This is a genomic window from Streptomyces auratus, assembly GCF_050433025.1.
Lineage (GTDB): Bacteria > Actinomycetota > Actinomycetes > Streptomycetales > Streptomycetaceae > Streptomyces > Streptomyces sioyaensis.
In genome coordinates, this window is record NZ_JBNGCB010000003.1 from 910,593 (window position 1) to 935,543 (window position 24,951).

Genomic DNA, 24,951 nt, shown 5'->3' on the forward strand with positions numbered 1-24,951 from the left:
TGAGGGAGGTTGACGCTCCGTGGGACGGTATGTGATCCGGCGGCTGCTCCAGATGATCCCGGTGTTCATCGGCAGCACCTTCCTGATCTTCTTCATGGTCTACGCACTGGGCGACCCGGTGGCCGCGATGTTCGGCGAGCGCGCGCCCGACCCCGCCACCGCCGCCCAGATCCGCCGCGAGCTCTACCTCGATGCGCCGCTGTGGAAGCAGTATCTGCACTACATGGGGCAGATCTTCCAGGGGAACTTCGGCACCGCGTTCAACGGCCAGTCCGTCACCGAACTGATGGCCTCGGCCTTCCCCGTCACCCTGCGGCTCACGGTGGTCGCCATCGTGATCGAGATGGCGGTGGGCATCGTGCTGGGGGTGTTCAGCGGGCTGCGGCGCGGCCGGGGCATCGACACCTCGGTGCTGGTCCTCACCCTCGTCGTGGTGTCCATCCCGACCTTCGTCAGCGGTTATCTGCTCCAGTTCCTGTTCGGGGTGCAGTGGGGCTGGGCCGCGCCGTCGGTCTCCCCGGACGTACCGCTGAACGAACTCCTGCTGCCCGGGCTGGTGCTGGCGCTGGTCTCGCTCGCCTATGTGACCCGGCTGACCCGGACCTCGATCGCGGAGAACGTCCGCGCCGACTACGTCCGTACGGCCCTCGCCAAGGGCCTGCCCCGGCACCGGGTCATCACCCGCCATCTGCTGCGCAATTCGCTGATCCCGGTCGTCACCTTCATCGGCACCGACATCGGCGCCCTGATGGGCGGCGCGATCGTCACCGAGCGCATCTTCAACATCCACGGCGTCGGATACCAGCTCTACCAGGGCATCCTGCGGCAGAACTCGCCGACCGTGGTGGGCTTCGTGACGATCCTGGTGCTGGTCTTCCTCCTCGCGAATCTCCTCGTCGACCTGCTGTACGCCGTCCTCGACCCGAGGATCCGCTATGCCTGAGCCCACTGTCCCCAAGGAAGCCATCGGCCACGGCGACGGCGGCTCCGCCGCGCTGGCCATCGGCGAGGCGGAGTCGCTGGAGCGGCGGCCCGGTGCGGCCCCGCCCGGCGCCGGTCCCCCCGGCGGGGTGCCCGCCGGCAAGCCCCGCAGCCTGTGGAGCGACGCCTGGCACGACCTGTGCCGCAACCCCGTCTTCGTGCTCTCCGCGCTGGTCATCCTCTTCCTGGTGCTCATCGCGATCTGGCCGCAGCTGATCGCCACCGGCAATCCCTACCGCGCGGACCTCGCCAAGGCACAGCAGGGCTCCCAGCCCGGCCACCCCTTCGGCTTCGACACCCAGGGCCGGGACGTCTACACCCGGGTGGTCTACGGGGCCCGCGCCTCCATCACCGTCGGGGTCTGTGCCACGACCGGCGCCGCGCTGCTCGGCAGCCTGCTGGGCGGGCTGGCCGGCTTCTTCGGCGGCTGGTGGGACACCCTGCTCTCCCGGGTCGCCGACATCTTCTTCGGCATCCCGGTGATCCTGGGCGGTCTGGTCTTCCTCTCCATGATCACCAGCACCACCGTCTGGCCGGTGGTCGGCTTCATCGTGCTGCTCGGCTGGCCGCAGGTCTCCCGGATCGCCCGCGGCTCGGTGGTCACCGCCAAGCACAACGACTACGTCCAGGCCGCACGGGCGCTGGGCGCCGGCAACGGGCGGATGCTGCTGCGGCACATCGCACCGAACGCCGTCGCGCCGGTCATCGTCGTCGCCACCATCGCGCTCGGCACGTTCATCGCGCTGGAGGCGACGCTCTCCTACCTGGGCGCGGGGCTGAAGCCGCCCACCATCTCCTGGGGCATCGACATCTCCACCGCCTCCCCGTACATCCGCAGCGCGCCGCACATGCTGCTGTGGCCGGCCGGCGCGCTGAGCATCACGGTGCTGGCGTTCATCATGCTCGGCGACGCGGTGCGCGACGCCCTCGACCCCAAGTTGCGCTGAGGAGCGGGACGATGACGAACCAGGAAGCCGCCCCCGGGCCCGCGGGCGCCGTGGCGGCCGTCGCCGCACCACCGCTGCTCGACGTCCGCGATCTGCGGGTCGAGTTCCGTACCCGCGACGGGGTGGCGAAGGCCGTGGGCGGCGTCAGCTTCCGCGTGGCGCGGGGGCAGACGCTGGCGGTGCTCGGGGAGTCCGGCTCGGGCAAGTCCGTCACCGCACAGGCCGTGATGGGCATCCTCGACTCCCCGCCGGGATTCGTCACCGGCGGCGAGATCGTCTTCCAGGGGCGCGATCTGCTGACCCTGCGCCCGGAGGAGCGGCGCCGGGTCCGCGGCGCGAAGATGGCGATGATCTTCCAGGACGCGCTGTCCGCGCTGAACCCGGTCCTCAGCGTCGGGGCCCAGCTCGGGGAGATGTTCCAGGTCCACGAGGGGATGTCCCGTAAGGAGGCGCGCGGCCGGGCCGTGGAGCTGATGGAGCGCGTCGGGATCCCCGCGGCCAGGGAGCGGGTGGGCGACTATCCGCACCAGTTCTCCGGGGGGATGCGCCAGCGCATCATGATCGCGATGGCGCTGGCCCTGGGCCCGGACCTGATCATCGCGGACGAACCGACCACGGCGCTGGACGTCACCGTCCAGGCGCAGGTGATGGACCTGCTCGCGGAGCTCCAGCGCGAGCTGACCATGGGGCTGATTCTGATCACCCATGACCTGGGGGTGGTCGCGGACGTCGCCGACACCATCGCGGTGATGTACGCGGGCCGGATTGTCGAGACCGCGCCCGTCCACCAGCTCTACAAGGCGCCCGCGCACCCCTACACCCGCGGGCTGCTGGACTCCATCCCGCGGCTGGACCAGAAGGGGCGGCGGCTCTACGCGATCAAGGGCATGCCGCCCAACCTGACGGCCATTCCGCCCGGTTGCCCCTTCCACCCGCGCTGCCCGCTCGCCCAGGACATCTGCCGTACCGACCCACCGCCGCTGTACGAGGCGGGGCCCGGCCGGGCCAGCGCCTGCCACTTCTGGAAGGAGACCCTCGATGGCGCACGGTGACAGTGGTGCCCCGGCTGCCGGCGCCGCGGCTCCCGGCCCCCCGACGGCCCGCACCCTCGAACCGGTCCTGGAGGTCCGCGATCTGGTCAAGCACTTCCCGCTCACCCGGGGCGTGCTGGTCAAGAAGCAGGTCGGCGCCGTCCAGGCCGTCGACGGGGTCTCCTTCGACCTGCACCGGGGCGAAACCCTCGGCATCGTCGGCGAATCGGGCTGCGGGAAGTCCACGGTCGCCAGGCTGCTGGTCGGCCTCGAACGTCCGACGGCGGGTCAGATCCGTTACCGGGGCGAGGACATCAGCACCCTCTCCGGCCGCGCGCTGAAGGCGGTCCGGCGCAACATCCAGATGGTCTTCCAGGACCCCTACACCTCCCTGAACCCCCGGATGACCGTCGGCGACATCATCGGGGAGCCGTACGAGATCCACCCCGAGGTGGCCCCCAGGGGAGCGCGCCGCCGAAAGGTCCAGGAACTCCTGGAGGTGGTCGGGCTCGACCCGGAGTACGTCAACCGCTACCCGCACCAGTTCTCCGGCGGCCAGCGCCAGCGCATCGGGATCGCCCGCGGGCTCGCGCTGCGCCCGGAGATCATCGTCGCCGATGAGCCGGTCTCCGCGCTGGACGTCTCCGTCCAGTCCCAAGTGGTCAATCTGCTGGAGCAGTTGCAGGACGAGTTCGACCTGTCGTACGTCTTCATCGCCCACGATCTGTCGGTCGTGCGGCACATCTGCGACCGCGTCGCGGTGATGTACCTGGGGCGGCTCGCCGAGCTCGGCACCGACGAGCAGATCTACGAGCACCCGACCCACCCGTACACCCAGGCCCTGCTGTCCGCCGTGCCCGTCCCCGACCCGGACGCCCGCACCCACCGGGACCGCATCCTGCTGGCCGGCGACGTCCCCTCGCCCGCCGCCCCGCCCTCCGGCTGCCGCTTCCGCACCCGCTGCTGGAAGGCGCAGGACCTGTGTGCCGAGGTCGTCCCGCCGCTGGAGGTCCCCGCGGAGTTCCGGGAGACGCCGGGCCCGGCGCGGCATGCGTCGGCGTGCCACTTCGCAAAGGAGCGCACGGTGGTGCCGAGCGAGTGAGGGGGAGAGCCGGTCGATTCCCCGCACCGACAGCCCTACGGCCCTCCAGGCCGCCGCGTGCGCCGGACCCGGCGAGGAGCCGGGTGGCGCACGTCGGCCCTGGTGCGAGTCGCGGTCACCCGGAAGTGGCCTTGCCCCAGCTCTGGGTGAGGGTGAGCTTGGCATTGCTCTGCTGGGTCTCGGTCGGGAAGCTCGGCGTGCCGGAGACCTTCGGCAGCTTCGCCGCCGCGGTCTTGTCGAGCGTGCCGGCCTTCTTCATGGCGGTCATCAGAGCCGGGCGGGCGTATCCCTTGAGCCTGAGGTTCTGGCCCTCGGCGCTGTAGAGGTACTCCTGCCACAGGCGCGCGGCCGCGGGGTGCGGTGCGTCCTTGTTGATGGCCTGCGAGTAGTACTGGGCGAACTTGCCGTCCGAGGGGACCGCGACCGTCCAGTCGAGGCCCTTGGACTTGAACTCGTCGGTGTACCCGGCGTTGAGGTAGTCCCAGTCGATGCTGATCGGCGTCTCGCCCTTCGCGACGGTGGCCGGGGTGGAGGGGACGCGGGTGAAGTTGCCGCTCCTCTTCAGCTTGGCGAAGAAGTCTATGCCGGGCTGGATGTCGTCGAAGGAGCCGCCGTTGGCGAGGGCGGCCGCGTACACGGCGGCGAAGGCCGAACCCGACTTGGTGGGGTCGCCGTTGAGTGCGACCTTCCCCTTGTACTGCGGCTGGAGCAGCTCCTTGAAGCTCGTCGGGCAGGTCCGCACACGCTTGGCGTTGCAGCCGAAGGAGATATAGCCGCCGTAGTCGTTCGCCCAGCGGCCGATCGAGTCCCGCTGGACATCGGGGATGTCGGCGAAACCGGTGGCATCGTACGCCGCGAGCAGCCCGTCCTGGGCGGCGCTCTGCGCGAAGGAGCTGCCGAGGTCGAGGACGTCGGGTGCGTTGTCCTTGCCCTGGCGCGATTTGACCGCGCTGATCTCGTCCTGGCTGGCGCCCTTCGGATTCTCGACCTCGACCTTGATGCCGTACTTCTTCTCGAAGCCGTCGATCAGGGCACCGTAGTTGGCCCAGTCGCGGGGGAGCGCGATCGCATGCAGCGTGCCCTCCTTCTTGGCCGCGTCGGCCAGGGCGCCGATGCCGCCGAAGGCTTCGGCCGTGGTCGCGGTGGCCGCGCTCTTTCCGCCGTCGGTGCCCGACGGGTCGGAGGCCGCGTCACAGGCGCTGAGGGCGAGTGCGGCGGCGGTGGTGAGGACGCCGGTGAGGACGGCGGCTCTCGGTGGGAACACGGTCACGGTCTCTCCAGGGGTACGCAAGAGGGTTGAGGGGATTCATGCGGGGCCACACAGGGGAAGCACGTGGGGGGTGAGTACTTGTCTGAACAAGTTGGGCCTCAGTAGGCCCAACTATGGTGTCCACCGGGTAAACATTGGTAAAACTAGAGGCTCCGATTCCCTCACAATCGCAGCTCGCAGGGGTCACCACAGCACCTCGTTAGGCTGGCCGCGCTGCACACTTTGCGCACAACTCCGCGCGAGAGGGGAAGCATGGCGACACGACACGAGGAGATCGCCGAAGACCTGCGGCGGGCGATCGATCGCGGGGACTACACCGTGGGCAGTCTGCTCCCCGCGGAGACCGAACTCGCGGCCCACTACGGCGTCTCGCGCGGCACGGTCCGCCAGGCCGTCGCGGCCCTGACCGCCGAGGGACTCATCGGGTCACGCCAGGGCGCCCGCCGTGTGGTCCTGGCCGGCTGCCGCGGCCAGAGCTTCACCGAGCTGTGCAGTTTCGCGCAGTGGGCGCACGCGATGGGCCGCGAGGCGTCCGGGCACGTGATGTCGTCCGCATACCGTCCCGCGACGAGCGAGGACTGCGCGCGACTCCAGCTCCCGCCCGGCACGGCGGTGTTGCACATCCTGCGGGTACGCGGTCTGGACGGCGAGCGGGTGCTGCTGGAGCGGACCGTGTACGCGGACTGGATCGCCCCCGCCGTCGAGCGCATCGAGCCCGAGTGCCCGTCCGTGACACGGCGGCTGAACGAGGACGAGGGCCTGGTCTTCGCGTACGGCGAGCATCTGATCGACGCCGTGGCGGCGGACACCCAGGACGCCGAACTCCTCGGCGTGCGCCGTACCAGCCCGCTGCTGCGCGTACGGCGGGTCACCACCACACGCGAAGGGCGCCCCGTGGAGTGGTCGGACGACCGTTACCGCTCGGACGCCGTGAGCTTCCGCGTCCAGCACACGACAGGGAACAACGCGCTGGCTCGCAGAACGGGCCCCGCGCTGAGCTGAGGCGTGTCTTTCGGGCCACCCCGGGCCCGTCGGCCACAAGCCCTTCCTGGCCCGGGGGTTCGCCGGCAAGACCTCATACGTGCCAAAGCCCGCCTCCCGTAGGGGAAGCGGGCTCCGGCGGGGGACGGCCCGGTCAGCCGGTCGTGCCGGACTCCTCGGCGGAGCCGGCCGGGGCCGCGTCCTCGATCGCCGCCAGTGCCGGGTCGAGGATGATGTCCTCGTCCCGTGCCGCGGTCGTGGGCTCCTCGGGGAAGTGGCAGGCCGTCAGGTGGCCGCCGGCGTTGCCGGTGATCTGGACCAGCGGCGGCTCCTCGGTCGCGCACTTGTCCTGCGCCTTCCAGCAGCGCGTACGGAACCGGCAGCCGGAGGGCGGGTTGACGGGGGAGGGGACGTCACCGGCGAGGCGGATGCGCTCGCGGTCCTCCTCCTCGCTCTCCACCAGCTTGGCCTCCGGCACCGCCGAGAGCAGCGCGTGGGTGTACGGGTGGCGCGGCCGGTTGTAGATGTCGTCGCGCGAGCCGACCTCGACGATCTTGCCGAGGTACATCACCGCGACCCGCTCGCTGAAGTGCCGCACGATCGCCAGGTCGTGGGCGATGAACAGGAACGCGATGCCCAGCTCGCGCTGGAGCTTCTGGAGCAGGTTGACGACCTGCGCCTGGATGGAGACGTCGAGCGCGGAGACCGGCTCGTCGGCGACGATCAGCTTCGGCTCCAGGGCGAGCGCACGGGCCACCCCGATGCGCTGGCGCTGACCGCCGGAGAACTCGTGCGGGAAGCGGTTGTAGTGCTCCGGGTTGAGACCCACGGTCTCCAGGAGCTCCCGGATCCGCTTCTCCCGGCCGCCGGGCGGATTGATCCCGTTGATCTCCATCGGGCCGCCGATGATGGTGCCCACCGTCTGCCGCGGGTTCAGCGAGGCATACGGGTCCTGGAAGATCATCTGGATCTCGGAGCGGACCGGCGCCAGTTGCTTGCGGTTGGCCCGCGTGATGTCCTGGCCCGCGTATGTGATCTTGCCGGAGGTCGGCTCCATCAGCCGGGTGAGCAGCCGTCCGGTGGTGGACTTGCCGCAGCCCGACTCGCCGACCAGGCCGAAGCTCTCGCCCGCGTGCACGGTCAGGTCGACGCCGTCGACCGCCTGCACCGCGCCGACCTTCCGCTTGAACGGAAAGCCGCCGTGGATGGGGAAGTGCTTGGTCAGGCCCTCGGCGGTGAGCAGCGGCTCGCCCGGCGTGGGCGCGGCGTCGCGCGGCGCCGGGAGGGTGACGTGGTCTGTCATGGTGGTCGCTCCCTAGCCCAGCCGGGGCTTGATCTGCTCGGTGAAGAGGGTCTGCTTCTGCTCGGCGCTCAGATGGCACGCGGCGGCGCGCCCCGCCTCCAGCAGCGGCCGCTCGTCGGTGCAACGCGCCCCGCCGACCTCGGCCGTGAAGCCGCAGCGGGGGTGGAAGGCGCAGCCCGAGGGCGGGTTGAGCAGGCTCGGCGGGGAACCCGGGATCGGGTGCAGCGCCTCGCTGACGTCCGAGGAGAGCCGCGGCATCGAGCTGAGCAGGCCCCAGGTGTACGGGTGGCGGGGCTGGGTGAGGATCTCCTTGACGGAGCCCCGCTCCACGGCCCGGCCCGCGTACATCACCAGCAGCTTGTCCGCCGTGTTGGCGACCACGCCGAGGTCATGGGTGATCAGGATGATCGCGGAGCCGAACTCCTGCTGGAGGTCCTTGAGCAGGTCGAGGATCTGCGCCTGGACGGTGACGTCCAGAGCGGTGGTCGGTTCGTCGGCGATCAGCAGCTGGGGGTTGCAGACCAGCGCCATGGCGATCATCGCGCGCTGGCGCATACCGCCGGAGAACTGGTGCGGATAGTCGTCCACCCGCAGGCTGGGCTGCGGGATGCCGACCTTGGTCAGCATCTCGATGGCGCGCTGCCGGCCCTCGCGCTTGCTGGCGCCGGTGTGCTTCATGAACGGCTCGGCGATCTGCCGGCCGACCGTGTAGTACGGCGACAGCGCGGTCAGCGCGTCCTGGAAGATCATCGCCATCTTGTTGCCGCGGAGCTTTTCCAGGCTCTTCTCCCGGGCCCCGGTCAGCTCGTCCCCGTCCAGGACGATTTCACCGCCGATCTCGGTGGCCTTCGGGTTGTGCAGCCCCAGGATCGCGAGGTTGGTCACCGACTTGCCGGAGCCCGATTCACCGACGATGCCGAGCGTTTCGCCGCGTTCCAGATCGAAGGAGAGACCGTCGACCGCCTTGACGATGCCGTCCTCGGTGGAGAACCGCACATGCAGATCACGGACGGACAGGAAGGGGTCGGACCCGGCCGGCACCTCGGTGCCTTCGGTCTTGGTGAGTGTGGTCACTTCAGGCTCTCCTAGGACAGGCGCACGCGCGGGTCGATGAAGGCGTACGTCGCATCCACGATGATGTTGAACACCAGGATCAGGGCGGCGCTGAAGATCAGCACGCCCATGACCATGGGCAGATCGAGGGTGAGGACGGAGTCGATCGCCAGGCGGCCGATGCCCGCCAGCTGGAAGGTGAACTCGGTGATCATCGCGCCGCCGAACAGCGAGCTCAGGTCCATGCCGAGGATGGTCACGATGGGGATCAGCGACCCGCGCCAGGCGTAGCGAAGGAAGACGTACGAGCTGGGCATGCCCTTGGCCTTGGCCGTCCGGACGTGTTCCTCCTGCAGCTGCTCGATCATCGTCGAGCGGGACATACGGGTGTACTGCGCGGTGAAGATCGTCGCCATCACGAGCCAGGGGAGCAGCAGCCCCATGAACCAGCCCGCGGGGTCGGAGGTGAAGTCCACGTACTTGGGGGACTCCATGATGCCGCTGTAGACGAACAGACCGAGCGCGATCGGACCGAGGATGTAGATCTGCGCCGAGCTGAGCACCATCGAGATCGAGGTGAGCGCCTTGTCCAGGAACGAGCCGCGCTTGTAGGCGGCCAGCAGGCCGGTGCCCAGGCCCACGGTCAGGAACACCGCGGCGCCGCCGATGGCCAGCGAGGCGGTGGTGGGCAGCCGGTCCATCAGCGTCGACCAGACGTCCTGCTTGGTCGCGAAGGAGTAGCCGAAGCACGGGGCGCTGCAGTGGCCGATGGAGTAGTCGCGGCCGGCGAAGATGCCGACGATGAAGTCCCAGAACTGGGTCGGCAGGGGCTTGTCGAGGCCGAGGTTCTGGTGGATCAGCGCGATGTTGTCCGCGGTGCAGTTCTTGCCGCAGGACATCGCGGCGGGGTCACCGGCACCGAAGAAGACGAAGAAGGTGAAGGCACTGAGCAGAACAAGGATGACAACAGCGCCGAACGTCCGGCGAAGTAGGAATTGAAGCATGGCAGTTCGCTGCTCTCAGGACGGCGGCGGCAGTGGGTGTGAGGGGTGGTGGGAAGGCCCCGGAGGGCGCGCGTTCCGCCGTGTGCGCGCTCTCCGGAGTGCCTTCGTCAGACGAGGTGGTGCGCTCTCGTCACTTCTTCAGGAACAGCGTGTTCGGGTCGACGTAGCTGACGTCCAGGTTGTAGCGGGTGCCGCCGACGTTCGAGCCGTACAGCTGGAGCATCTTGGTGTAGAAGACCGGCGCGGCCGGGTTGACCTTCTCCACGATGTACTGGTGCAGCTTCTGCCACTCGGCGGTGGCCTTGGCGACGTCCGTGATCTTCGTGATGCGGGCGATCTCGGAGTTCACGTGCTTGTCGTTGATGTGCGAGTAGTTCGACGAGCCGTCCTGGATGGTGGTGCCGTCGTAGGACGGCGGGATGACGGTCGAGGCGTCCGGCCAGTCCTGGCCCCAGCCGGTCATGTAGATGTCGAAGCCGTTCTTGACCTTGCCCATCTGCTCGTACCAGGAGGCGGCGTCGACCTCCTTCTTCTGCACGTTGAAGCCGGCCTTGGTCAGCGCGTCCTCGATGACGACGGCTTCCTTCTGGCGTGCCTCGGTGTTGGAGTAGGCGTAGACGAGCTTCATGCCCGTCTTGCCGGCTTCCTTGAGGAGCTTCTTGGCCTTCTCCGGCTCGCCGTTGGGGTGCGAGAGCTTGCCGTAGGGGTCGTAGCCCTTCTTGTAGCCCGCGACGGTCGGGGCGAGCAGACCGCCGGCGTTCTCACCGCCGTAGCTGCCGCCGTTCACCCGGACGATCTGCTGGTTCGGTATGGCGTAGGTGATCGCGTCGCGGATCTTCTTGTCCTTGATGCGGTCCATGTTGAAGTTCATCTGCCAGACGTAGGGCTGGTAGCCCTGGACCAGGCGCTTGCTGGCGCTGGGGTTGTCCAGCACGTTCTTGGTCAGCGTGGGCTCGACCGCGTTGGTGAAGCTGATCGCGTTCTTGGCCTCACCCTGGTCGGCCATCAGGCGCTTGGTGGAGTCCGAGGCCTGGTGGTTGAACGTGATGTTGTACCCGTCGGGGTACTGGTGGCGCATCGCGTCCGTCTTCGGGTCCCAGTTCTTGTTCCGGACCAGCTGCATGGACTTGCCGGACTTGAACGAGGCGATCTTGTACGGACCGGAGCACACCGGGGCGACGTCGTAGGCGTCCTTGGTGTCCTTCGCGCTGTCCGGGACCGCGCTGTAGCCGGGCATCGTCAGCGCGTACGGCAGCTGCGAGTTCGGCTGCTTGAAGTGGAAGATGATGGTCTTCGCGTCCGGGGTGTCCAGCACGTTCTTGGGCAGGTGGTCGCCCTTGTACGGACCGTCCGGCAGCGCCTTGCGGTACGCGGTGCCGGCGCCGGAGAGCCAGGTCTGGATGTAGGTCGGACCGTCGGTGATGAACTTGGAGTACAGCCGCTCGATGCTGTGGCGGATGTCCTTCGAGGTGATCGGCGTGCCGTCCTCGAACTTGATGCCGTCCTTGAGCGTGTACTTCCAGGTCTTGCCGCCGTCGGACATCTGGCCGGCGTCGGTGGCGAGGTCGCCCACGACCTTGGCGTTGCCCTTGTCGTCCTGCTTGAAGCTGGTCAGGCCGCGGAAGATCAGCTGCGACAGCGCCTTCATGTCGCTGACGTACATCTGGCCCGGGTCCAGGTGGTTGTAGCTGTCACGCTGGTAGACGCGGATGGTGCCACCGGAGTGGGCGCCCTTGACGGCGACCGCGGGGCCGACGGAGTCGGCGGCGGTGCCCATCGGGATCGCCTTCGCCTGGGCCGCGGCGTCCTTGTCGGTCTGCGACTTGTCCTTGTCGGAGCCGCCGCCGCCGCTGCAACCGGTGAGCGCGAGCGATCCGGCCGCGAGGGCCACTATCGCCGCGCGTGCTCTGCGCGTAGAAAGTGCGTTCATGGGATTCCAAGCACCTGCCTGTCAGTTGGTGACGAGATGTGCTGTCTGACGCATCCCGGGCAGACCCGGCAGGGGTGACAGCAAGCCCCCCTTCAAGTGGACGATTCAGCGCCCGGACTTGGGATCGAAGGCGTCGCGTACCGAGTCTCCGAGGAGGTTGAAGCAGAGCACGAAGATCAGCATGGCGGCGGCGGGGATGAGCAAGAAGGTGGGGTCGTTCTCGTAGTAGTGGGCGCCCGCCTGGAAGAGCCGGCCCCAGTCGGGGGTCGGTTCGATGATGCCCACGCCCAGGAAGGACAGCCCCGCCTCGGCGGTGACGAAGAGAGGGAGCATGTAGGTGCTCTGCACCAGCACCGGAGTGACGACGTTCGGCAGGAGTTCCTTGCGGATGATGCGCCAGGGAGAGGCGCCGGTGATCTTTGCGGCTTCGACGAACTCGCGCTCGCGCAGGGAGAGCACCTGTCCTCGGAGCAGGCGCGCAAGGCCCATCCAGCCGAGGAACCACTGCACGATGATCAGCGCGCAGACGCGCACATAGGTGGGCGTCTCGTCGCCCGGGGGGACGAAGAGGGCCACCACGATGGGCATGAAGGCCACGAAGGTGAGCTGGCTCGGGAACGCCAGCAGGAAGTCGATCAGGCGACTCAGGAAGTAATCGGTCCTGCCGCCGACGTACCCCGCCGTCACGCCGATCAGGATGCCGGTGATCACGGTCAGGATGGTCACCGCGACGGAGATGCCCAGCGACATCCGCATGCCGTAGATCAGCTGCATGAACACATCGCGGCCCAGCTGCGGTTCGATGCCGAACCAGTGCGTGGGTGAGATCCCGCCGTTGGCGCCGGCCGGATACCCGAACTCGTCGAAGAGGTTGGGGTCTTGGTTCCCGTAGAGCGTGTACGGGTCCTTGCCGTACAGCGCACCGATCACCGGGGCCAGCGCCGCAATGACGAAGAAGGCCAGCACGACGATCGCGCAGACGACGCCCGTGCGGTCGCGCTTGAAGCGCATCCACATCAATTGGCCGGGGGATCGGCCGACGAGCTCACCGCCCTTGCTCTTCTTTTCCTTCTTCAGACCCTGGGGCCCGAGTCCTGGGGTGTCGGACTCTGAAGCCGCGGTCTGGGATGGACTAGTCATCGCGAAGTGCCCCCGCGCCGAGTTCTCTTGGAACGTGAAGCGGCGCCGATTCGCACCGCTGGATGAGCGGACTTTCGCAAGTTATTTACGGCGGAGTCAAGGGGATCGGGTGCGCTCATGCGCAGGTCGTCTGCTTCTTGAGCGAAGATTGCGCATATCGACGCCCGGGCGTGCTTGACAGGTGGGCGGGATATGCGTCATGAGCGGACATATCGCACCAAACCGCTTTAACAAGCTGGCAACTTCCCTGTCGCAACTCCGATATACGGACGCGCCATGATGAACAACGTACGGCCGTGCGGGTGCCGTAGACCGGCCGGGACGCCAGGTGGGCGCCCCGGCCGGTCGTCGTATGACGATTTCGTCCGTTGCTCCATTCGGGTCAGTTGTCCCGGCGCCGAGACTGCAGTAGACCTGCGGTAGGCGCCGCCGGAACGGGGCGTGGTGAACGAACCGAGGACAACGACGTGGACAGGGGGCAGGCCGTGTCCACAGTGCGGGACGGCGTTCTCACCCGCGGTGCGCGCGGAGCCGGTGCCCTGATCTGCCTGCTGCTCGCGCTGCTCAGCGCGGGCTGGATCATCCGGGACCTGGCCGTCGCCGAGCACAGTGCGGATGTGTGGTGGGCCTGGCTGGGCGAGACCCGCAGGCCACGGGAGTTCACCGCCTGGGCCACCTCGGCGCTCGACCCGCTCTTGGTGCTCGGCGCGCTCGCCGCCGCGGTGGCCCAGGTGCGCACCGCCGTCGCCTCGTCCGTGGCCGCGGGTGCGCTGCTGTCCCTGGCGGCCGCCGTCGCGCTGCTGCGCATCCCGCTGGTGTGGGTGCTGGGCGCGGACTGGCTCCAGGGGCTGGACGGCGGTCTCACCGGGTGGGCACGGCTGACCGTCCTTGCCCAACTCGCCCTGGCGGCCGCACTGTTCGTGATGGTCGCGGCGGGCCGGCGGCGGTCGCCCGGAAGGCCGGGCCGGCACACGGCGGGGGCTGCGCACGGGCCGGCGGGGGCGGTGGCTCCGGTGTACGGCGTGGTCCGAGCGGTGCCCTCCGTCGTGGGGCCCGGGCGCCCCGGCAGCCCGTACCGGGGGCCGGCCGGCACGATCGCCGTCCTCCTGGGCACCGCCGGCCTCCTCCTCGCCGGCTGGGAGATCCACTGGCGGCAGCAGCTCGGCTGGTACCTCTACCGCAAGGGACTGCTGGGCGACGCCTCCGTCTTCCGGGCCCTGTTGCAGCCCCCGGTGCACTGGCAGGGGGCGGCGCTCGCCGTACTGGCCCTGGGGGCCGCGGCCGCCGCACTGCGCCGTGCGGCCCTGAGCAGGCCCGCCGCCCTGACGGCCGCGGCGCTGCTGCTGGCGCACGGGGCCGTGGCGCTCGTCCATACCGCCCGGGCCGGGGCGTTCGGCCGCCTGGCCGCGCTGTCCCTCCGCTCCCAACTGGAGGCGGGCACCGCCGTGTTCGTGGCGGCCGCCGCGCTCGTCGTGCTGCTCGCGGCGGCGCGGCCCGGCCTGCCGGACACCTCCCGGGACCTCGACGCCGTGCGGGCCTACGGCTCCGCCCCCGGCGAGGCGCGGCCGCCGCACGCCCCGCCCCCGCCGTCCAGGCTTCCGCCCGGCTGGTGAGACCGCGTCCCGCCGGGCCCTGGAGCCCGGCGGGGGCCGTACCGCGTCAGGCGTACATCCCCAACGACCGCTTGAGGAAGTCGACTTGGAGCAGCAGCAGGTTTTCGGCCACCTGTTCCTGCGAGGCCATGTGGGTCACCCCGGTCAGCGGCAGCATCTCGTGCGGCCGGCCCGCGGCCAGCAGCGCCGCGGACAGCCGCAGCGCATGCGCCACGACCACGTTGTCGTCCGCGAGGCCGTGCACCAGCAGCAGCGGGCGGTGCGGCTCCACCGCTCCGGACAGTCCCTCGTCCGTGACCAGCGAGTTCGCGGCGTAGACCGCCGGCTCCTCGTCCGGGTGGCCCAGATAACGCTCCTGGTAGTGGGTGTCGTACAGCCGCAGGTCGGACACCGGCGCACCCACCACCGCCGCATGGAAGACATCGGGGCGGCGCAGCGCCGCCAGCCCCGCGAGGTAGCCGCCGAAGGACCAGCCGCGGATCGCCACCCGCGCCAGGTCGAGGGGAAAGGATTCGGCCAGCGCGTGCAGGGCGTGGATCTGGTCGTCCAGGGCGACGCCGGCGACGTCGCGGAACATCGCCTTCTCCCATGCGGGGGAGCGGCCCGGGGTGCCCCGGCCGTCCGCGACGATCACCGCGAAACCCTGGTCGGCGAACCACTGCGAGGTCAGATGGGCATGGTGCGAGGCGACCACCCGCTGGCCGTGCGGACCGCCGTACGGGTCCATCAGCACCGGCAGCGGACCATCGCCTTCCGTATATCCGGCGGGCAGCAGCACCGCGCACGGAATCTCCCGCTCCCCGGCACGGACCAGGCGGGGGCGGGCGGTCAGCACCGGCTCCTCGGCGCACGAGCCGATCGTGGCGAGGGTCTTCTCCCCGCCGTCCGGATCCAGCCGCACCACCTCCACCCGGGTACCGGGCCACTCCAGCGACGTCTGGGACAGCACGGTCAGCGCACCGCCGCGCACCGCGGAGGACACCGTCGGATACGGCCGCTCGCCCACCCGCTCCCAGCCGCCCTGGTCACCGCTGCCGCGGAACCAGGCGCGATAGACCCCGATGTCGTGCATGTCGGTGCTGCTCGCGGAGAAGAGGACGTCGTCCTCGCCGATGTCCAGGACGGCCCGGACGTGCAGCGGTGCCCCGGTCAGCGGGCGGGCGCCGACGAACAGCTTGCGTGCGCCGCCCTCGTCCGCGATCCGCACCAGCCGGCCGTCCGGGGTCCAGGCCGGCACCCCGGGGAACGGCTCGACCCATGCCTCGTCCTCGTCGTCGTGCACCGTCCGGGTCGCGCCGGTCGTGGTGTCGACGGTCAGATAGCGCTGGTCGCGCTGGTCGCGGGCCTGGACGAGCAGCAGCGGCGGCCCGGCCGCGGACCAGTGGACGCGCGCGAGATAGGGGTAGCGCTCGGTGTCCCAGACGACGTCCGTGCGCGAGCCGTCCAGCCCGAAGAGCGCCAGGGTGACCTCGGCGTTGCGGGTGCCCGCCGCCGGGTACGCGATCCGGACGGGCTCCTGGTCCGGATGGGCGGGGTCGGAGATCCACCAGCGCTGCACCGGCGCCTCGTCGACCCGCGCGGCCAGCACCGCGTCGCTGTCCGGCGACCACCAAAAGCCCCGGTAGCGGCCCATCTCCTCGGCCGCGATGAACTCCGCGAGTCCCCAGGTCACCTCGGGCCCGTCGGGCTCCGCCAGCACCCGGTCGGCCGGCCCGGCGGCCGCGGCACCCGCGTCGCCCGCGTCCGAGGTCGTGGCGCCGTCCACCGCGACCACCCGCAGCCGGCCCTCCGCCACGAAGGCCACCTGGCGGCCGTCCGGCGACGGGCGGGGGTCCACCACCGGCCCCTGGACCGGGAGTTCACGGGTGGTGCCGGCCCGCAGCTCGGAGACGAACAGCCGGCCGGAAAGGGGGAAAGCGGCCAATTCCACCGCGGAATCCGTGGCGTAGCCGACGATGCCCGCCGAGCTCTCCCGGCTGCGCTCGCGGCGGGCCCGCTCCTGCGGCGGAAGCTGCTCTTCCGCGCCGGCCAGGAGGGCCTCGGGATCGGCGGCGGTGAACTCCCGTCCCTGCGCCAGGTCGAGCACCCACAGATGCTGCCGACGATCGGTGCCCGAGGGGGAGCGGAGGAAGGCGACGCGGGCACCGTCGGGGGAGAGCGCATAGCTGCGCGGTGCACCCAGAGTGAAGCGCTGCGTACGGGCGTATTGCCGCGGGAACGAAGGCTGTCCGGTCATGGTGCCGAGCCTACGGGCTCACCGCGGTCGCATTCGTGAAGATCGTGTGCGCCCCCGCTCTGCTTCCGTGCTCCGACTTATGCGCTAGCGCGGAAAGTTATGATCCCTTGCGCGTAGTGGGTACGGGGTAAAGAGCCCTTGGCATACCCGGGTGTGCGGGTCGTACGTCGGTCCGGACACCCTCAACTCTGTCCGGACCATGAGTACTTGGAGGTGAGCCGCCGTGGCACTCTCGATTTCGGCGGTGGTGCTGCTGGCGATCATCGTCTTCTTGCTTGTCAAGAAGTCTGGACTGAAGGCCCCGCATGCCCTTGTCTGCATGCTGCTGGGCTTCTATCTGGCCAGCTCGTCCATCGCCCCGACGATCAAGCAGCTGACGACGAACGTCGCCGGCATGCTCGGCAACATCAAGTTCTGACGCGTTCCGGTCCCGGCCCGCCCGTCCGGCGTCCGCCCTCGGGCGGGGCGCACGGGCGGCGGCCGGGCTCGCCTGCGGGCGGCGGACCGGGCGGCTCGTAGGCTGTCGGCATGACCGACCGGCCCGCTTCCGTCACGCCACCGTCCGCCACGGGATCCGCCCCGCGCCCCGTCCCGTCGCGCCGGCTGCTGCTCGTGCATGCCCACCCCGACGACGAGTCGATCAACAATGGCGTGACCATGGCCAGGTACGCGGCCGAGGGCGCCCAGGTCACCCTCGTGACCTGTACGCGCGGCGAGGAGGGCGAGGTCATCCCGCCCGAACTCGCCCACCTCGCGCCGGACCGCGACGACACCCTCGGCCCGTACCGCGTCGGCGAGCTGGCCGCCGCGATGGCGGCCCTGGGCGTCACGGACCACCGCTTCCTCGGCGGGCCGGGCCGCTACCGCGACTCCGGCATGATGGGCGCCCCGCAGAACGAGCGGCCCGACAGTTTCTGGCAGGCCCCGCTCGACGAGGCGGCCGCCGAGCTGGTCGCCGTGATCCGCGAGGTCCGTCCGCAGGTCATGGTCACCTACGACCCGGACGGCGGATACGGCCACCCCGACCACATCCAGGCGCACCGGGTCGCGATGCGCGGCGCCGAGCTCGCCGCGGCCGCGGATTTCCGGCCCGAGCTGGGCGGCTCCCATGCGATCGGGAAGATTTACTGGAACTGCAACCCCCGCTCCGCGGTCGAGGAGGGCTTCGCGCGGCTGCGCGCGGCCGGGCACACCTTCCCCGGCATCGCCTCCGTCGACGACGTGCCCGGAGTGGTGCCGGATGCCGAGGTCACGGCGTCCGTCACCGGCGGCCGCGCCGCCGCGGATGCCAAGATGGCGGCGATGCGCGCGCACTACACCCAGATCGCGGTCGACGGACCGTTCTTCGCGCTCTCCAACGACCTGGGCCAGCCGCTGTTCGCCACCGAGCACTATCGGCTGGTGCACGGCGTTCCGGGCGCGGCGGACGGCGCACGCGAGGACGATCTCTTCGCGGGTATCGGTGACAGGGTGGGGACGCAGGAGAGCACCCGGATCGAGGAGGCGGCGGAATGAGCACGTCCAAGGGCGGCGGAGCCGCCGGCAGTGGGAAGGGCGGAGCCGCCGGCAAGGAGAACGGCGCAGTGGGCGCCGGCAAGGGGCAGCGGGCCAGGGCGGGCTCGGGCGCGTCCGCGGCCGGGCCGCCGGTGGCGGACGCCGGCGTCCCTCCGCTCACCGGGGGCCGGGCCGGCACCTATGTGCTGCTGCTGGTCGCCGGCGTACTGGTCGCGTTCGCCGGGACGCTGGTGCAAGCGGCCTGGTTCCCGGGCGGGTTGCTGCTGGCGCTCGCCGGTGTCGTCGGCCTCTTCTACGGGGGCGGCAGGGCAACCGGCACCCCCGCGGGCGTGCTGGTACCCGGCGCGGCCTGGCTGGTGACCGTGTTCCTCCTGCTCGGCGATGTCCGGCCGGAAGGTGACTTTCTCTTCGGTGCCGGGCTCGGCTCGTACATCTTCCTCCTGGGCGGGATCCTGGTCGCTGTGATCTGTGCCACCGCCGCCCAGATGCGTGTGGCGGGCGTCCGGTACGGCCGAGTTGGCGGATGACGTGGTGGATACCGGGACGGATGCCACGCGGGTCGGGGTGAACGGACCGGGCCCAGGGGGTTCGCCCAGGGCGGCGGTGTTCGTACGCTCCCCGGGTGCCCGCCCGCGGCGGACAGTATGGTGGTGCGCGCCGTCGCGCCGCCCTGGGGGCGCCTCCCGGCCTGTGGGCCGGGAAACATCTCTGACGAGCGGCGGAGCCAACCGGGAGAACCTGCTTTGAGTCGTGAATCTGACAGTTCGTCCTCCGGCCCCCAGGGCCGTGGCGGAGCCGCGTACCCGTCAGGGACGCCGCCGTACGGCTCGCCCAGGGGAGATGCCGACGAGGCGCCGGCGCCCGGTGCCGCGGCGCGACCGGAGGAGCCCAAAACCGAGACCACGCTGACGACGCGGATCAAGATCAACATTCCGGGGTCGCGCCCCATCCCGCCGGTCGTCGTGCGCAAGCCCGTCGGTGAGGAGTCCGGCATGAACGCATCGGCTGGATCCGGCGGTTCCGCCGGCTCCCGGGGAACGCCCCGCCCAGGCGGCGAGCGGAACGCGGAGCGTACGGCGAACACGCCGCGGCCCGAGGCTCCGGCGGAGGAGGCCCCCGCGGCCGGCCGCCCCGAGAAGACCAGCGACTGGTTCGCGCCGCGCAAGCCGCAGGCCGGCGGCCCGTCCTCCACTACCGGCTCGCACCCGGCGCCGCCCGCCCCGAGCGGTGCGACCCCGCCGCGCGGCACCTCGGGCGCCACGCCGCAGCAGCGTCCCGACCTGCCGTACTTCTCGGACAGCCCGGCCCCGCAGGACGGTCCGGCCCCGCAGGAGGGCGTATCGCCGTACGACAGCGGTGCCCGGCCCGGCGGCGGTTCGCCGTTCGACGGCGGCCCGGCCGGCGGCCCGTCGCCGTTCGACGGTGCGGCCGGCGGCCCCTCGCCGTTCGACGCCCCCGCGGGGCCCGCCCGCGACCACAGCCCGTTCGACTCCCCGGCGGCCGGCCCCAGCGGACCGACGACCGGGCCGGCGAGCGGCAGTTCCGCGCTGAACCTCCCGCCCGGCTTCAGCGACTCCGGCACCGGCGCCACGCCCCGGATCGACGACACCGCCGAGCTCACCCCGCAGCCGCCGGCGCCGCTCGCCGGGCCGGGCAGCGGCCTCGGCGCCGGCGGCGGGATCTCGGGCGGACTGCCCGGCGGCCCCCAGGGCACCGCGCCCGGCGGCCCGAAGGGCAGGCGCGGGAAGAGCGGCCCGCAGGGCGGACCGGCCGGCGGCCACGACCGGGTGTCCGGCGACACGCTGGTCAGCGGCATCCCGAAGACCCCCGGCGCGGACGGCCCGTCGTCCCCGTCGCCGTTCCCGGCCGGCCCGGCCGGTGAGGGCGAGCGCGCCGCCCCCAAGCCGCGGCCCAAGATTCCCGAGCCGATCAACCCGCCCAAGAAGGGCCGTAACAAGCTCGTTCTGCTGGGTGTGGCCGTCGTGGTCCTGGCCGGCGTCGCCTACGGCGCGGGGCTGCTGCTCGACCATGCCGACGTGCCCAACGGCACCACCGCGCTCGGTGTGGACATCGGCGGCTCCAGCAAGGAAGACGCCGTCAAGAAGCTGGAGGCGGAGCTCAAGGGCCGCCGCAGCGAGCCCCTCAAGCTCACCGTCGACGGCAAGTCCGAGACCCTCCAGCCCGCCAAGGCGGGCCTGGACATCGACCCGCAGGCCACCGTCCGCAAGGCGGCCGGCCGGGACTACAACCCCATCTCCGTCATCGGCTCGCTGTTCGGCGTGAGCCGCACGGCCGAGCCGGCGGTGCTCGTCGACGACGAGAAGCTGCAGATCGCGCTGGAGAACGCCGCCGGACCCGGAGGCGCCACCGCGGACGGCGGGATCACCTTCGAGAACGGCAAGGCGGTGCCGCACTACGGGCGACCGCACAAGGCCATCGATGTGCAGGCGTCCAAGAAGAAGGTCGCCGACGCCTACCGCCGGCGCGCCACGACCGGCTCCGACGCCCCGGTGGTGCTGGCCGCCAGCACCCAGCAGCCGCAGGTCAGCAAGGCCGCGGTGGACAAGGCGTTGAAGCAGTTCGCCGAGCCCGCGATGTCCGGCCTGGTGACGGTCCGTACGGACGCGGCGCACACGGTCTCCTTCAGCCCGCAGAAGTCCATCCCGAAGTTCCTGTCCTTCAAGATTGTCAATGGCGCGCTGGTGCCGTACTACGACCGTCCGGCGCTCAAGGCGCTCTACGGCGACACCTTCAACGGCGTACTGGTGACCAAGGGGGACGGCTCCAAGCACCCGGTCAGCGTCGAGGAAGTGGCGAGCGCGGTAGGCAGGGCACTGCTCGGCACCACCCCGTCCGAGCGGGTCCAGACCATCGCCACCAACGGCAACTGACCGCCGCACGGCAGCGGATCCGCAGGCAGGAGGCCCCCAGGGCGCGTTCCCGGTTCCCACCGGGGACGTCCCCTAGGGGGCCTTCCCCATGACAGATGTCATGGCACAGTGCGGACACCCGACACTGCCGCCCACGGTGCACATCCCGGATGCTGAGGGGCATGACGACCACAGCGACCACCCCAGCCGATAGCGCCCAGCGGGCGGACCGGGCCCCCGTGGTCAGCTTCCGGCAGGTCAGCAAGGCTTACGGCGCGGTGCGCGCGGTGGCCGACCTCGATCTGGAGCTGTACCCGGGCGAGACCGTCGCCCTCCTCGGCCCCAACGGCGCGGGCAAGTCCTCCACCCTCGATCTGCTCCTCGGGCTGCGCACCGCCGACGCCGGCCGCGTGACGCTGTTCGGTACGACCCCGCAGCGCGCCATCGAGCAGGGCAGGGTCGGGGCGATGCTGCAGAGCGGCGGCCTGATGGAGGGCGTCAAGGTCAGGGAGTTGGTCAAGCTCGCCTGCGATCTGCATCCGCGCGGCCATCCGCTCGACGAGGTCCTGGCCGCGGCCGGCCTCACCGACATCGCCGACCGCACGGTCGACAAGCTCTCCGGCGGCCAGGAGCAGCGGGTCCGCCTCGCGCTGGCCACCGCCGGCGCGGGCGACCTGATCGTGCTGGACGAGCCGACCACCGGTATGGACGTCTCCGCCCGGCAGACCTTCTGGGGCGCGATGCGCCGGCAGGCCGACCAGGGCCGTACGGTCCTCTTCGCGACCCACTACCTCGAAGAGGCCGACGCGATCGCCGACCGGGTCATCGTGCTGCACCGCGGCCGGGTGCTGGCCGACGGCACCGCCGCCGAGATCAAGGCCCGGGCCGGCGCCCGCCGGATCGCCTTCGATCTCGACGGGCCGATCGACCGCGAGGCGCTGCTGGGCCTGCCGTCCCTGACATCCCTGGAGATCTCGGGCCGTACGGTCCGCATCCAGTCCCAGGACGCCGACGCCACCGTCCACGCCCTCTACGGCCTCGGCTGCTACCCGCACCACCTCGAAGTCTCCGGCCTCGGTCTGGAGCAGGCCTTCCTCGCCCTCACCACGGCGTCCGACGCGAGCTCTGCCACCGCCGAGGAGGCGGCCCGATGACCACCCTGATCAAGCTGGAGATCGTCCGCGCCCTGCGCAACAAGAAGTTCATGTTCTTCTCGGTGATCTATCCGCCGGTGCTGTTTCTGATCATCGCGGGCGGCGCGGACAGCAAGCCGATCCCCGGTATGCAGCTGAACATGGGGCTCTACTTCATGGTCTCCATGGCAGCACTCGGTGCCATGACCGCCGTCCTGCTGGGCAGCAGCGAGCGCATCGCCAAGGAGCGCGAGAACGGCTGGGTGCGCCAACTGCGGCTGACCGCGCTGCCCGGACGCGGCTATGTCGCCGCGAAGATAGCCGCCACCGCGACCGTCAGCCTGCCGTCGATCCTGCTGGTCCTGCTGGTCGGCGCGGTGGTCAAGGGCGTACGGCTGGAGGCCTGGCAGTGGCTGGCCATCGCGGTCGGCACCTGGCTCGGCAGTTTCGTCTTCGCCGCCCTGGGCGTGGCCATCGGGTATCTGGCCACCGGTGACGCGGTGCGCCCGATCGCGATGCTGTGCTACTTCGGCCTGGCGTTCCTCGGTGGCCTGTGGATGCCGCTGACGTTCCTGCCGCAGTGGGCGCAGAATGTCGCCGAGTGGCTCCCGACGCATGCGTACGCGGCCCTCGGCACCGCCGTCGAGGCCGGCGGCGCACCGCATGGGAAGGACATCGCCCTCCTGGCCGGTTACCTGCTGGTCTTCGCCGGCGGCGCGGCCTGGCTGTACCGCAAGGACACCAAGAAGGCGTGAGAGGCGGGGAGATGACGAGTGAGCCCGGGGTCGGGAACCCCATGGTGATGGGGCAGGCGGCCCGCACCCGCCGCCAGGCGCTCGGCAAGACGGCCTGGATCGCCGTCTGGCTGCTGTATCTCGCCGGTCCGGTGGGCCGGATGCTGGAGCCCGGCATCTCCCTGGCCGAGCGGATCTGGGGCGGCCTGGGGCTCACGCTCTTCGTTCTCGCCTACTGCCTGCTGGTCTTCCGTCATCTGTGGCGCAAGACCAGCCGCCCGCCGATGTACGGCCTGCTGGCCGTGATGCTGGCGCTGTCCGTCACCCTGTCCTGGGTCCTGGACGCCTCCTGGCTGGTGCTGTTCATCTTCACCAGCGTCGGCTCCGCGGTGGTGCTGCCCTGGCAGCAGTCCCGGTGGGCCATTCCGCTGATCACCGCGGTAGTGCTCGCCATCGGCGCGAACTATCCGGGGATCCACGGCTACTACCTCTTCGCCTACGGCCTGCCCGCGCTGGGCAGCGGCTTCATGATGGTCGGGGTGCAGTATCTGATCCGGACGAGCACGGAGCTGCGCGCCGCCCGCCAGGAGGTCGCCCGCCTGGCCGCCAACGACGAGCGGCTGCGGCTCGCCCGCGATCTGCACGACCTCCTCGGCCACTCCCTCTCGCTGATAACACTCAAGAGCGAGCTGGCCGGCCGGATGCTGCCCGACCGGCCCGAGGACGCCGCCCGGCAGATCGCCGACATAGAGCAGGTCAGCAGACAGGCGCTGGTCGACGTGCGGGAGGCGGTCACCGGCTACCGCAGGCCCCGGCTCGCCGTCGAGCTGGCCGGCGCCCGAGCCGCGCTGCGCACCGCGGGGATCACGGTCACCGCCGACCGGGCGCTGGAGGGTGAATACCGCGGGCTCGCCGCCGATGAGGAGGGCGTGCTGGCCTGGGCGCTGCGCGAGGCCGTCACCAACGTTCTCCGGCACAGCGGGGCGCACCGCTGCGAGCTGCTGCTCTCCGAGGAGTGGGAGGCCGATGAGCACCGCTTTCTGTGTCTGACGGTGCTCGACGACGGCGCGGGCCCGCCCCGCGCCCAGCACGACGGCAACGGCCTCGGCGGTCTGCGCGAACGCCTCGGGCCGGTCGGCGGCCGGCTGGAGACCGGCCCCGCCCCCCGCGGGCGCGGCTTCGCGCTGCGTGCCTATGTCCCGTTGGGTGCCGCCGCCCCGCCGGGCGCCCCGGCCCCCGCCCCGGACAGCTCCCCCGAGTCGGTCACCGGCCGGGCCCCGGACGGGCCGGTGGAGCACGGTCCCCCGTTTCCCGTCGCGTATCCGGCGCCGCGGCACCCCACCCGTACGGCTTAGGCTGGCCCGCATGATCAGGGTGCTGCTGGCGGAGGACCAGTCGATGGTCCGCGAGGCGCTGGCCGCGCTGTTGTCGCTGGAGGACGATCTCGACGTCGTCGCCCAGGCGGCCCGCGGGGACGAGGTGGTCGGCGCCGCACGAGACCACGCCGTGGACGTCGCGCTCCTGGACATCGAGATGCCCGGCCTCAGCGGACTGGACGCCGCCGCCGCGCTGCGCGACGCACTGCCCGGCGTCAAGATCGTCATCCTGACCACCTTCGGCCGCCCCGGCTATCTGCGCCGCGCCATGGAGGCCGGCGCCGACGCCTTCCTCGTCAAGGACGCCCCGGCGGCCCGGCTCGCCGACGCGGTGCGGCGCGTCCTGCGCGGTGAGCGGGTCATCGACCCGGTGCTGGCGGCGGCCGCGCTCGCCGACGGCGCCAGCCCGCTGACCGAACGGGAGCGGGAGGTCCTGGGGGCCGCCGCCGACGGCTCCACCAACGCCGAGATCGCCGACGCCCTCCATCTCTCCCAGGGCACGGTCCGCAACTACCTCTCCCTCGCCATCCAGAAGACCGCTGCCCGCAACCGCGCCGAGGCGGTCCGCACGGCCCGCGACAAGGGCTGGCTCTAGGGGGTGTCTCTCCGATCTCCGTGGGCCTGCGGCGCTCCCCCAGCTAACGCCGGGGGTACCCCCACGCGGCGTTGTCGCATCACCCACGGACACCCAGTCCGAGGGGGACGCTCCGCCTTGCGATGCACGGCACCTGG

Annotated in this window: 21 protein-coding genes; 14 read left to right on the forward strand and 7 right to left on the reverse strand. The window is 70.9% G+C overall.

Features of this window, described 5'->3' with window-relative positions:
- Positions 1 to 19 precede the first annotated feature (19 nt).
- The 4 genes from BKA18_RS23685 to BKA18_RS23700 are packed head-to-tail and all read left to right on the forward strand — an operon-like array spanning position 20 to position 4,061.
- Entirely contained in the window at positions 20 to 943 is a 924-nt protein-coding gene (locus BKA18_RS23685) for an ABC transporter permease (RefSeq protein WP_006603323.1), read from the forward strand.
- A complete protein-coding gene (locus tag BKA18_RS23690) occupies positions 936 to 1,928 on the forward strand; it encodes an ABC transporter permease (RefSeq protein ID WP_006603322.1) in 993 nt (330 codons plus the stop codon). Before BKA18_RS23685 ends, BKA18_RS23690 begins: the two co-directional genes overlap by 8 nt.
- A gap of 11 nt (positions 1,929 to 1,939) precedes the next feature.
- Positions 1,940 to 2,980 carry an ABC transporter ATP-binding protein gene (locus BKA18_RS23695; RefSeq protein ID WP_366044278.1) on the forward strand — a complete coding sequence of 347 codons (1,041 nt, stop codon included), beginning with the start codon at positions 1,940 to 1,942 and terminating at the stop codon, positions 2,978 to 2,980.
- Positions 2,967 to 4,061, forward strand: a complete 1,095-nt coding sequence (locus tag BKA18_RS23700; protein ID WP_366044277.1) for an ABC transporter ATP-binding protein — start codon at positions 2,967 to 2,969, stop codon at positions 4,059 to 4,061. The genes BKA18_RS23695 and BKA18_RS23700 overlap by 14 nt, the downstream gene beginning before the upstream one ends.
- Before the next feature lie 115 nt (positions 4,062 to 4,176).
- Here the strand turns inward: BKA18_RS23700 and BKA18_RS23705 are convergent, their stop codons facing one another.
- Positions 4,177 to 5,331: an ABC transporter substrate-binding protein gene (locus tag BKA18_RS23705; RefSeq protein WP_366044276.1), complete on the reverse strand. Its 1,155-nt coding sequence runs from the start codon at positions 5,329 to 5,331 to the stop codon at positions 4,177 to 4,179.
- A 252-nt stretch (positions 5,332 to 5,583) separates the two neighbouring features.
- On the opposite strand from BKA18_RS23705, the gene BKA18_RS23710 reads away from it, so the two are divergent.
- The gene (locus BKA18_RS23710; RefSeq protein ID WP_366044275.1) at positions 5,584 to 6,333 is read left to right on the forward strand and encodes a GntR family transcriptional regulator; all 750 of its coding nucleotides are present in this window, start codon (positions 5,584 to 5,586) and stop codon (positions 6,331 to 6,333) included.
- Between the two features lie 133 nt (positions 6,334 to 6,466).
- Here BKA18_RS23710 and BKA18_RS23715 read toward each other — a convergent pair whose 3' ends face one another.
- From BKA18_RS23715 to BKA18_RS23735, 5 genes are all read right to left on the reverse strand, one after another.
- Entirely contained in the window at positions 6,467 to 7,615 is a 1,149-nt protein-coding gene (locus tag BKA18_RS23715; protein ID WP_366044274.1) for an ABC transporter ATP-binding protein, read from the reverse strand.
- Between the two features lie 12 nt (positions 7,616 to 7,627).
- Positions 7,628 to 8,689: an ABC transporter ATP-binding protein gene (locus BKA18_RS23720; protein ID WP_096212741.1), complete on the reverse strand. Its 1,062-nt coding sequence runs from the start codon at positions 8,687 to 8,689 to the stop codon at positions 7,628 to 7,630.
- 11 nt (positions 8,690 to 8,700) lie between these two features.
- Positions 8,701 to 9,672, reverse strand: a complete 972-nt coding sequence (locus BKA18_RS23725; RefSeq protein ID WP_366044273.1) for an ABC transporter permease — start codon at positions 9,670 to 9,672, stop codon at positions 8,701 to 8,703.
- Between the two features lie 130 nt (positions 9,673 to 9,802).
- Positions 9,803 to 11,602, reverse strand: coding sequence for an ABC transporter substrate-binding protein (locus tag BKA18_RS23730; protein WP_366044272.1), 1,800 nt, complete (start codon positions 11,600 to 11,602; stop codon positions 9,803 to 9,805).
- A 105-nt stretch (positions 11,603 to 11,707) separates the two neighbouring features.
- Positions 11,708 to 12,742 carry an ABC transporter permease gene (locus tag BKA18_RS23735; RefSeq protein WP_366044271.1) on the reverse strand — a complete coding sequence of 345 codons (1,035 nt, stop codon included), beginning with the start codon at positions 12,740 to 12,742 and terminating at the stop codon, positions 11,708 to 11,710.
- A 485-nt stretch (positions 12,743 to 13,227) separates the two neighbouring features.
- On the opposite strand from BKA18_RS23735, the gene BKA18_RS23740 reads away from it, so the two are divergent.
- Entirely contained in the window at positions 13,228 to 14,355 is a 1,128-nt protein-coding gene (locus tag BKA18_RS23740) for a hypothetical protein (protein ID WP_366044270.1), read from the forward strand.
- A 46-nt stretch (positions 14,356 to 14,401) separates the two neighbouring features.
- Here BKA18_RS23740 and BKA18_RS23745 read toward each other — a convergent pair whose 3' ends face one another.
- The gene (locus BKA18_RS23745; protein WP_366044269.1) at positions 14,402 to 16,591 is read right to left on the reverse strand and encodes a S9 family peptidase; all 2,190 of its coding nucleotides are present in this window, start codon (positions 16,589 to 16,591) and stop codon (positions 14,402 to 14,404) included.
- A 223-nt stretch (positions 16,592 to 16,814) separates the two neighbouring features.
- On the opposite strand from BKA18_RS23745, the gene BKA18_RS23750 reads away from it, so the two are divergent.
- The 8 genes from BKA18_RS23750 to BKA18_RS23785 all read left to right on the forward strand — a co-directional run bounded on the left by BKA18_RS23750 (position 16,815) and on the right by BKA18_RS23785 (position 24,814).
- Positions 16,815 to 17,009, forward strand: a complete 195-nt coding sequence (locus BKA18_RS23750) for a hypothetical protein (protein WP_006603310.1) — start codon at positions 16,815 to 16,817, stop codon at positions 17,007 to 17,009.
- 110 nt (positions 17,010 to 17,119) lie between these two features.
- A complete protein-coding gene (gene mshB, locus BKA18_RS23755; protein ID WP_366044268.1) occupies positions 17,120 to 18,106 on the forward strand; it encodes an N-acetyl-1-D-myo-inositol-2-amino-2-deoxy-alpha-D-glucopyranoside deacetylase in 987 nt (328 codons plus the stop codon).
- Positions 18,103 to 18,633, forward strand: a complete 531-nt coding sequence (locus BKA18_RS23760; RefSeq protein WP_366044267.1) for a DUF6113 family protein — start codon at positions 18,103 to 18,105, stop codon at positions 18,631 to 18,633. The genes mshB and BKA18_RS23760 overlap by 4 nt, the downstream gene beginning before the upstream one ends.
- A 216-nt stretch (positions 18,634 to 18,849) precedes the next feature.
- Positions 18,850 to 20,997: a hypothetical protein gene (locus tag BKA18_RS23765; RefSeq protein ID WP_429638569.1), complete on the forward strand. Its 2,148-nt coding sequence runs from the start codon at positions 18,850 to 18,852 to the stop codon at positions 20,995 to 20,997.
- Between the two features lie 161 nt (positions 20,998 to 21,158).
- Positions 21,159 to 22,130: an ABC transporter ATP-binding protein gene (locus BKA18_RS23770; RefSeq protein ID WP_366044265.1), complete on the forward strand. Its 972-nt coding sequence runs from the start codon at positions 21,159 to 21,161 to the stop codon at positions 22,128 to 22,130.
- On the forward strand, positions 22,127 to 22,864 hold the full coding sequence (locus tag BKA18_RS23775) for an ABC transporter permease (RefSeq protein WP_366044264.1): 738 nt from the start codon (positions 22,127 to 22,129) through the stop codon (positions 22,862 to 22,864). Before BKA18_RS23770 ends, BKA18_RS23775 begins: the two co-directional genes overlap by 4 nt.
- A gap of 11 nt (positions 22,865 to 22,875) precedes the next feature.
- Positions 22,876 to 24,198 (forward strand): sensor histidine kinase, encoded by a 1,323-nt coding sequence (locus BKA18_RS23780; protein ID WP_366044263.1) that lies wholly within the window; start codon positions 22,876 to 22,878, stop codon positions 24,196 to 24,198.
- Between the two features lie 10 nt (positions 24,199 to 24,208).
- Positions 24,209 to 24,814 carry a response regulator transcription factor gene (locus tag BKA18_RS23785; protein WP_366044262.1) on the forward strand — a complete coding sequence of 202 codons (606 nt, stop codon included), beginning with the start codon at positions 24,209 to 24,211 and terminating at the stop codon, positions 24,812 to 24,814.
- Positions 24,815 to 24,951: the final 137 nt, after the last annotated feature.

Excerpts from the sequence above, each read along its gene's own strand:
- BKA18_RS23690 (WP_006603322.1), top strand. The coding sequence starts at position 936 with ATGCCTGAGCCCACTGTCCCCAAGGAAGCCATCGGCCACGGCGACGGC.
- BKA18_RS23695 (WP_366044278.1), top strand. The coding sequence starts at position 1,940 with ATGACGAACCAGGAAGCCGCCCCCGGGCCCGCGGGCGCCGTGGCGGCC.
- BKA18_RS23700 (WP_366044277.1), top strand. The coding sequence starts at position 2,967 with ATGGCGCACGGTGACAGTGGTGCCCCGGCTGCCGGCGCCGCGGCTCCC.
- BKA18_RS23710 (WP_366044275.1), top strand. The coding sequence starts at position 5,584 with ATGGCGACACGACACGAGGAGATCGCCGAAGACCTGCGGCGGGCGATC.
- BKA18_RS23715 (WP_366044274.1), bottom strand. The coding sequence starts at position 7,615 with ATGACAGACCACGTCACCCTCCCGGCGCCGCGCGACGCCGCGCCCACG.
- BKA18_RS23725 (WP_366044273.1), bottom strand. The coding sequence starts at position 9,672 with ATGCTTCAATTCCTACTTCGCCGGACGTTCGGCGCTGTTGTCATCCTT.
- BKA18_RS23730 (WP_366044272.1), bottom strand. The coding sequence starts at position 11,602 with ATGAACGCACTTTCTACGCGCAGAGCACGCGCGGCGATAGTGGCCCTC.
- BKA18_RS23735 (WP_366044271.1), bottom strand. The coding sequence starts at position 12,742 with ATGACTAGTCCATCCCAGACCGCGGCTTCAGAGTCCGACACCCCAGGA.
- BKA18_RS23745 (WP_366044269.1), bottom strand. The coding sequence starts at position 16,591 with ATGACCGGACAGCCTTCGTTCCCGCGGCAATACGCCCGTACGCAGCGC.
- mshB (WP_366044268.1), top strand. The coding sequence starts at position 17,120 with ATGACCGACCGGCCCGCTTCCGTCACGCCACCGTCCGCCACGGGATCC.
- BKA18_RS23760 (WP_366044267.1), top strand. The coding sequence starts at position 18,103 with ATGAGCACGTCCAAGGGCGGCGGAGCCGCCGGCAGTGGGAAGGGCGGA.
- BKA18_RS23770 (WP_366044265.1), top strand. The coding sequence starts at position 21,159 with ATGACGACCACAGCGACCACCCCAGCCGATAGCGCCCAGCGGGCGGAC.
- BKA18_RS23775 (WP_366044264.1), top strand. The coding sequence starts at position 22,127 with ATGACCACCCTGATCAAGCTGGAGATCGTCCGCGCCCTGCGCAACAAG.
- BKA18_RS23780 (WP_366044263.1), top strand. The coding sequence starts at position 22,876 with ATGACGAGTGAGCCCGGGGTCGGGAACCCCATGGTGATGGGGCAGGCG.
- BKA18_RS23785 (WP_366044262.1), top strand. The coding sequence starts at position 24,209 with ATGATCAGGGTGCTGCTGGCGGAGGACCAGTCGATGGTCCGCGAGGCG.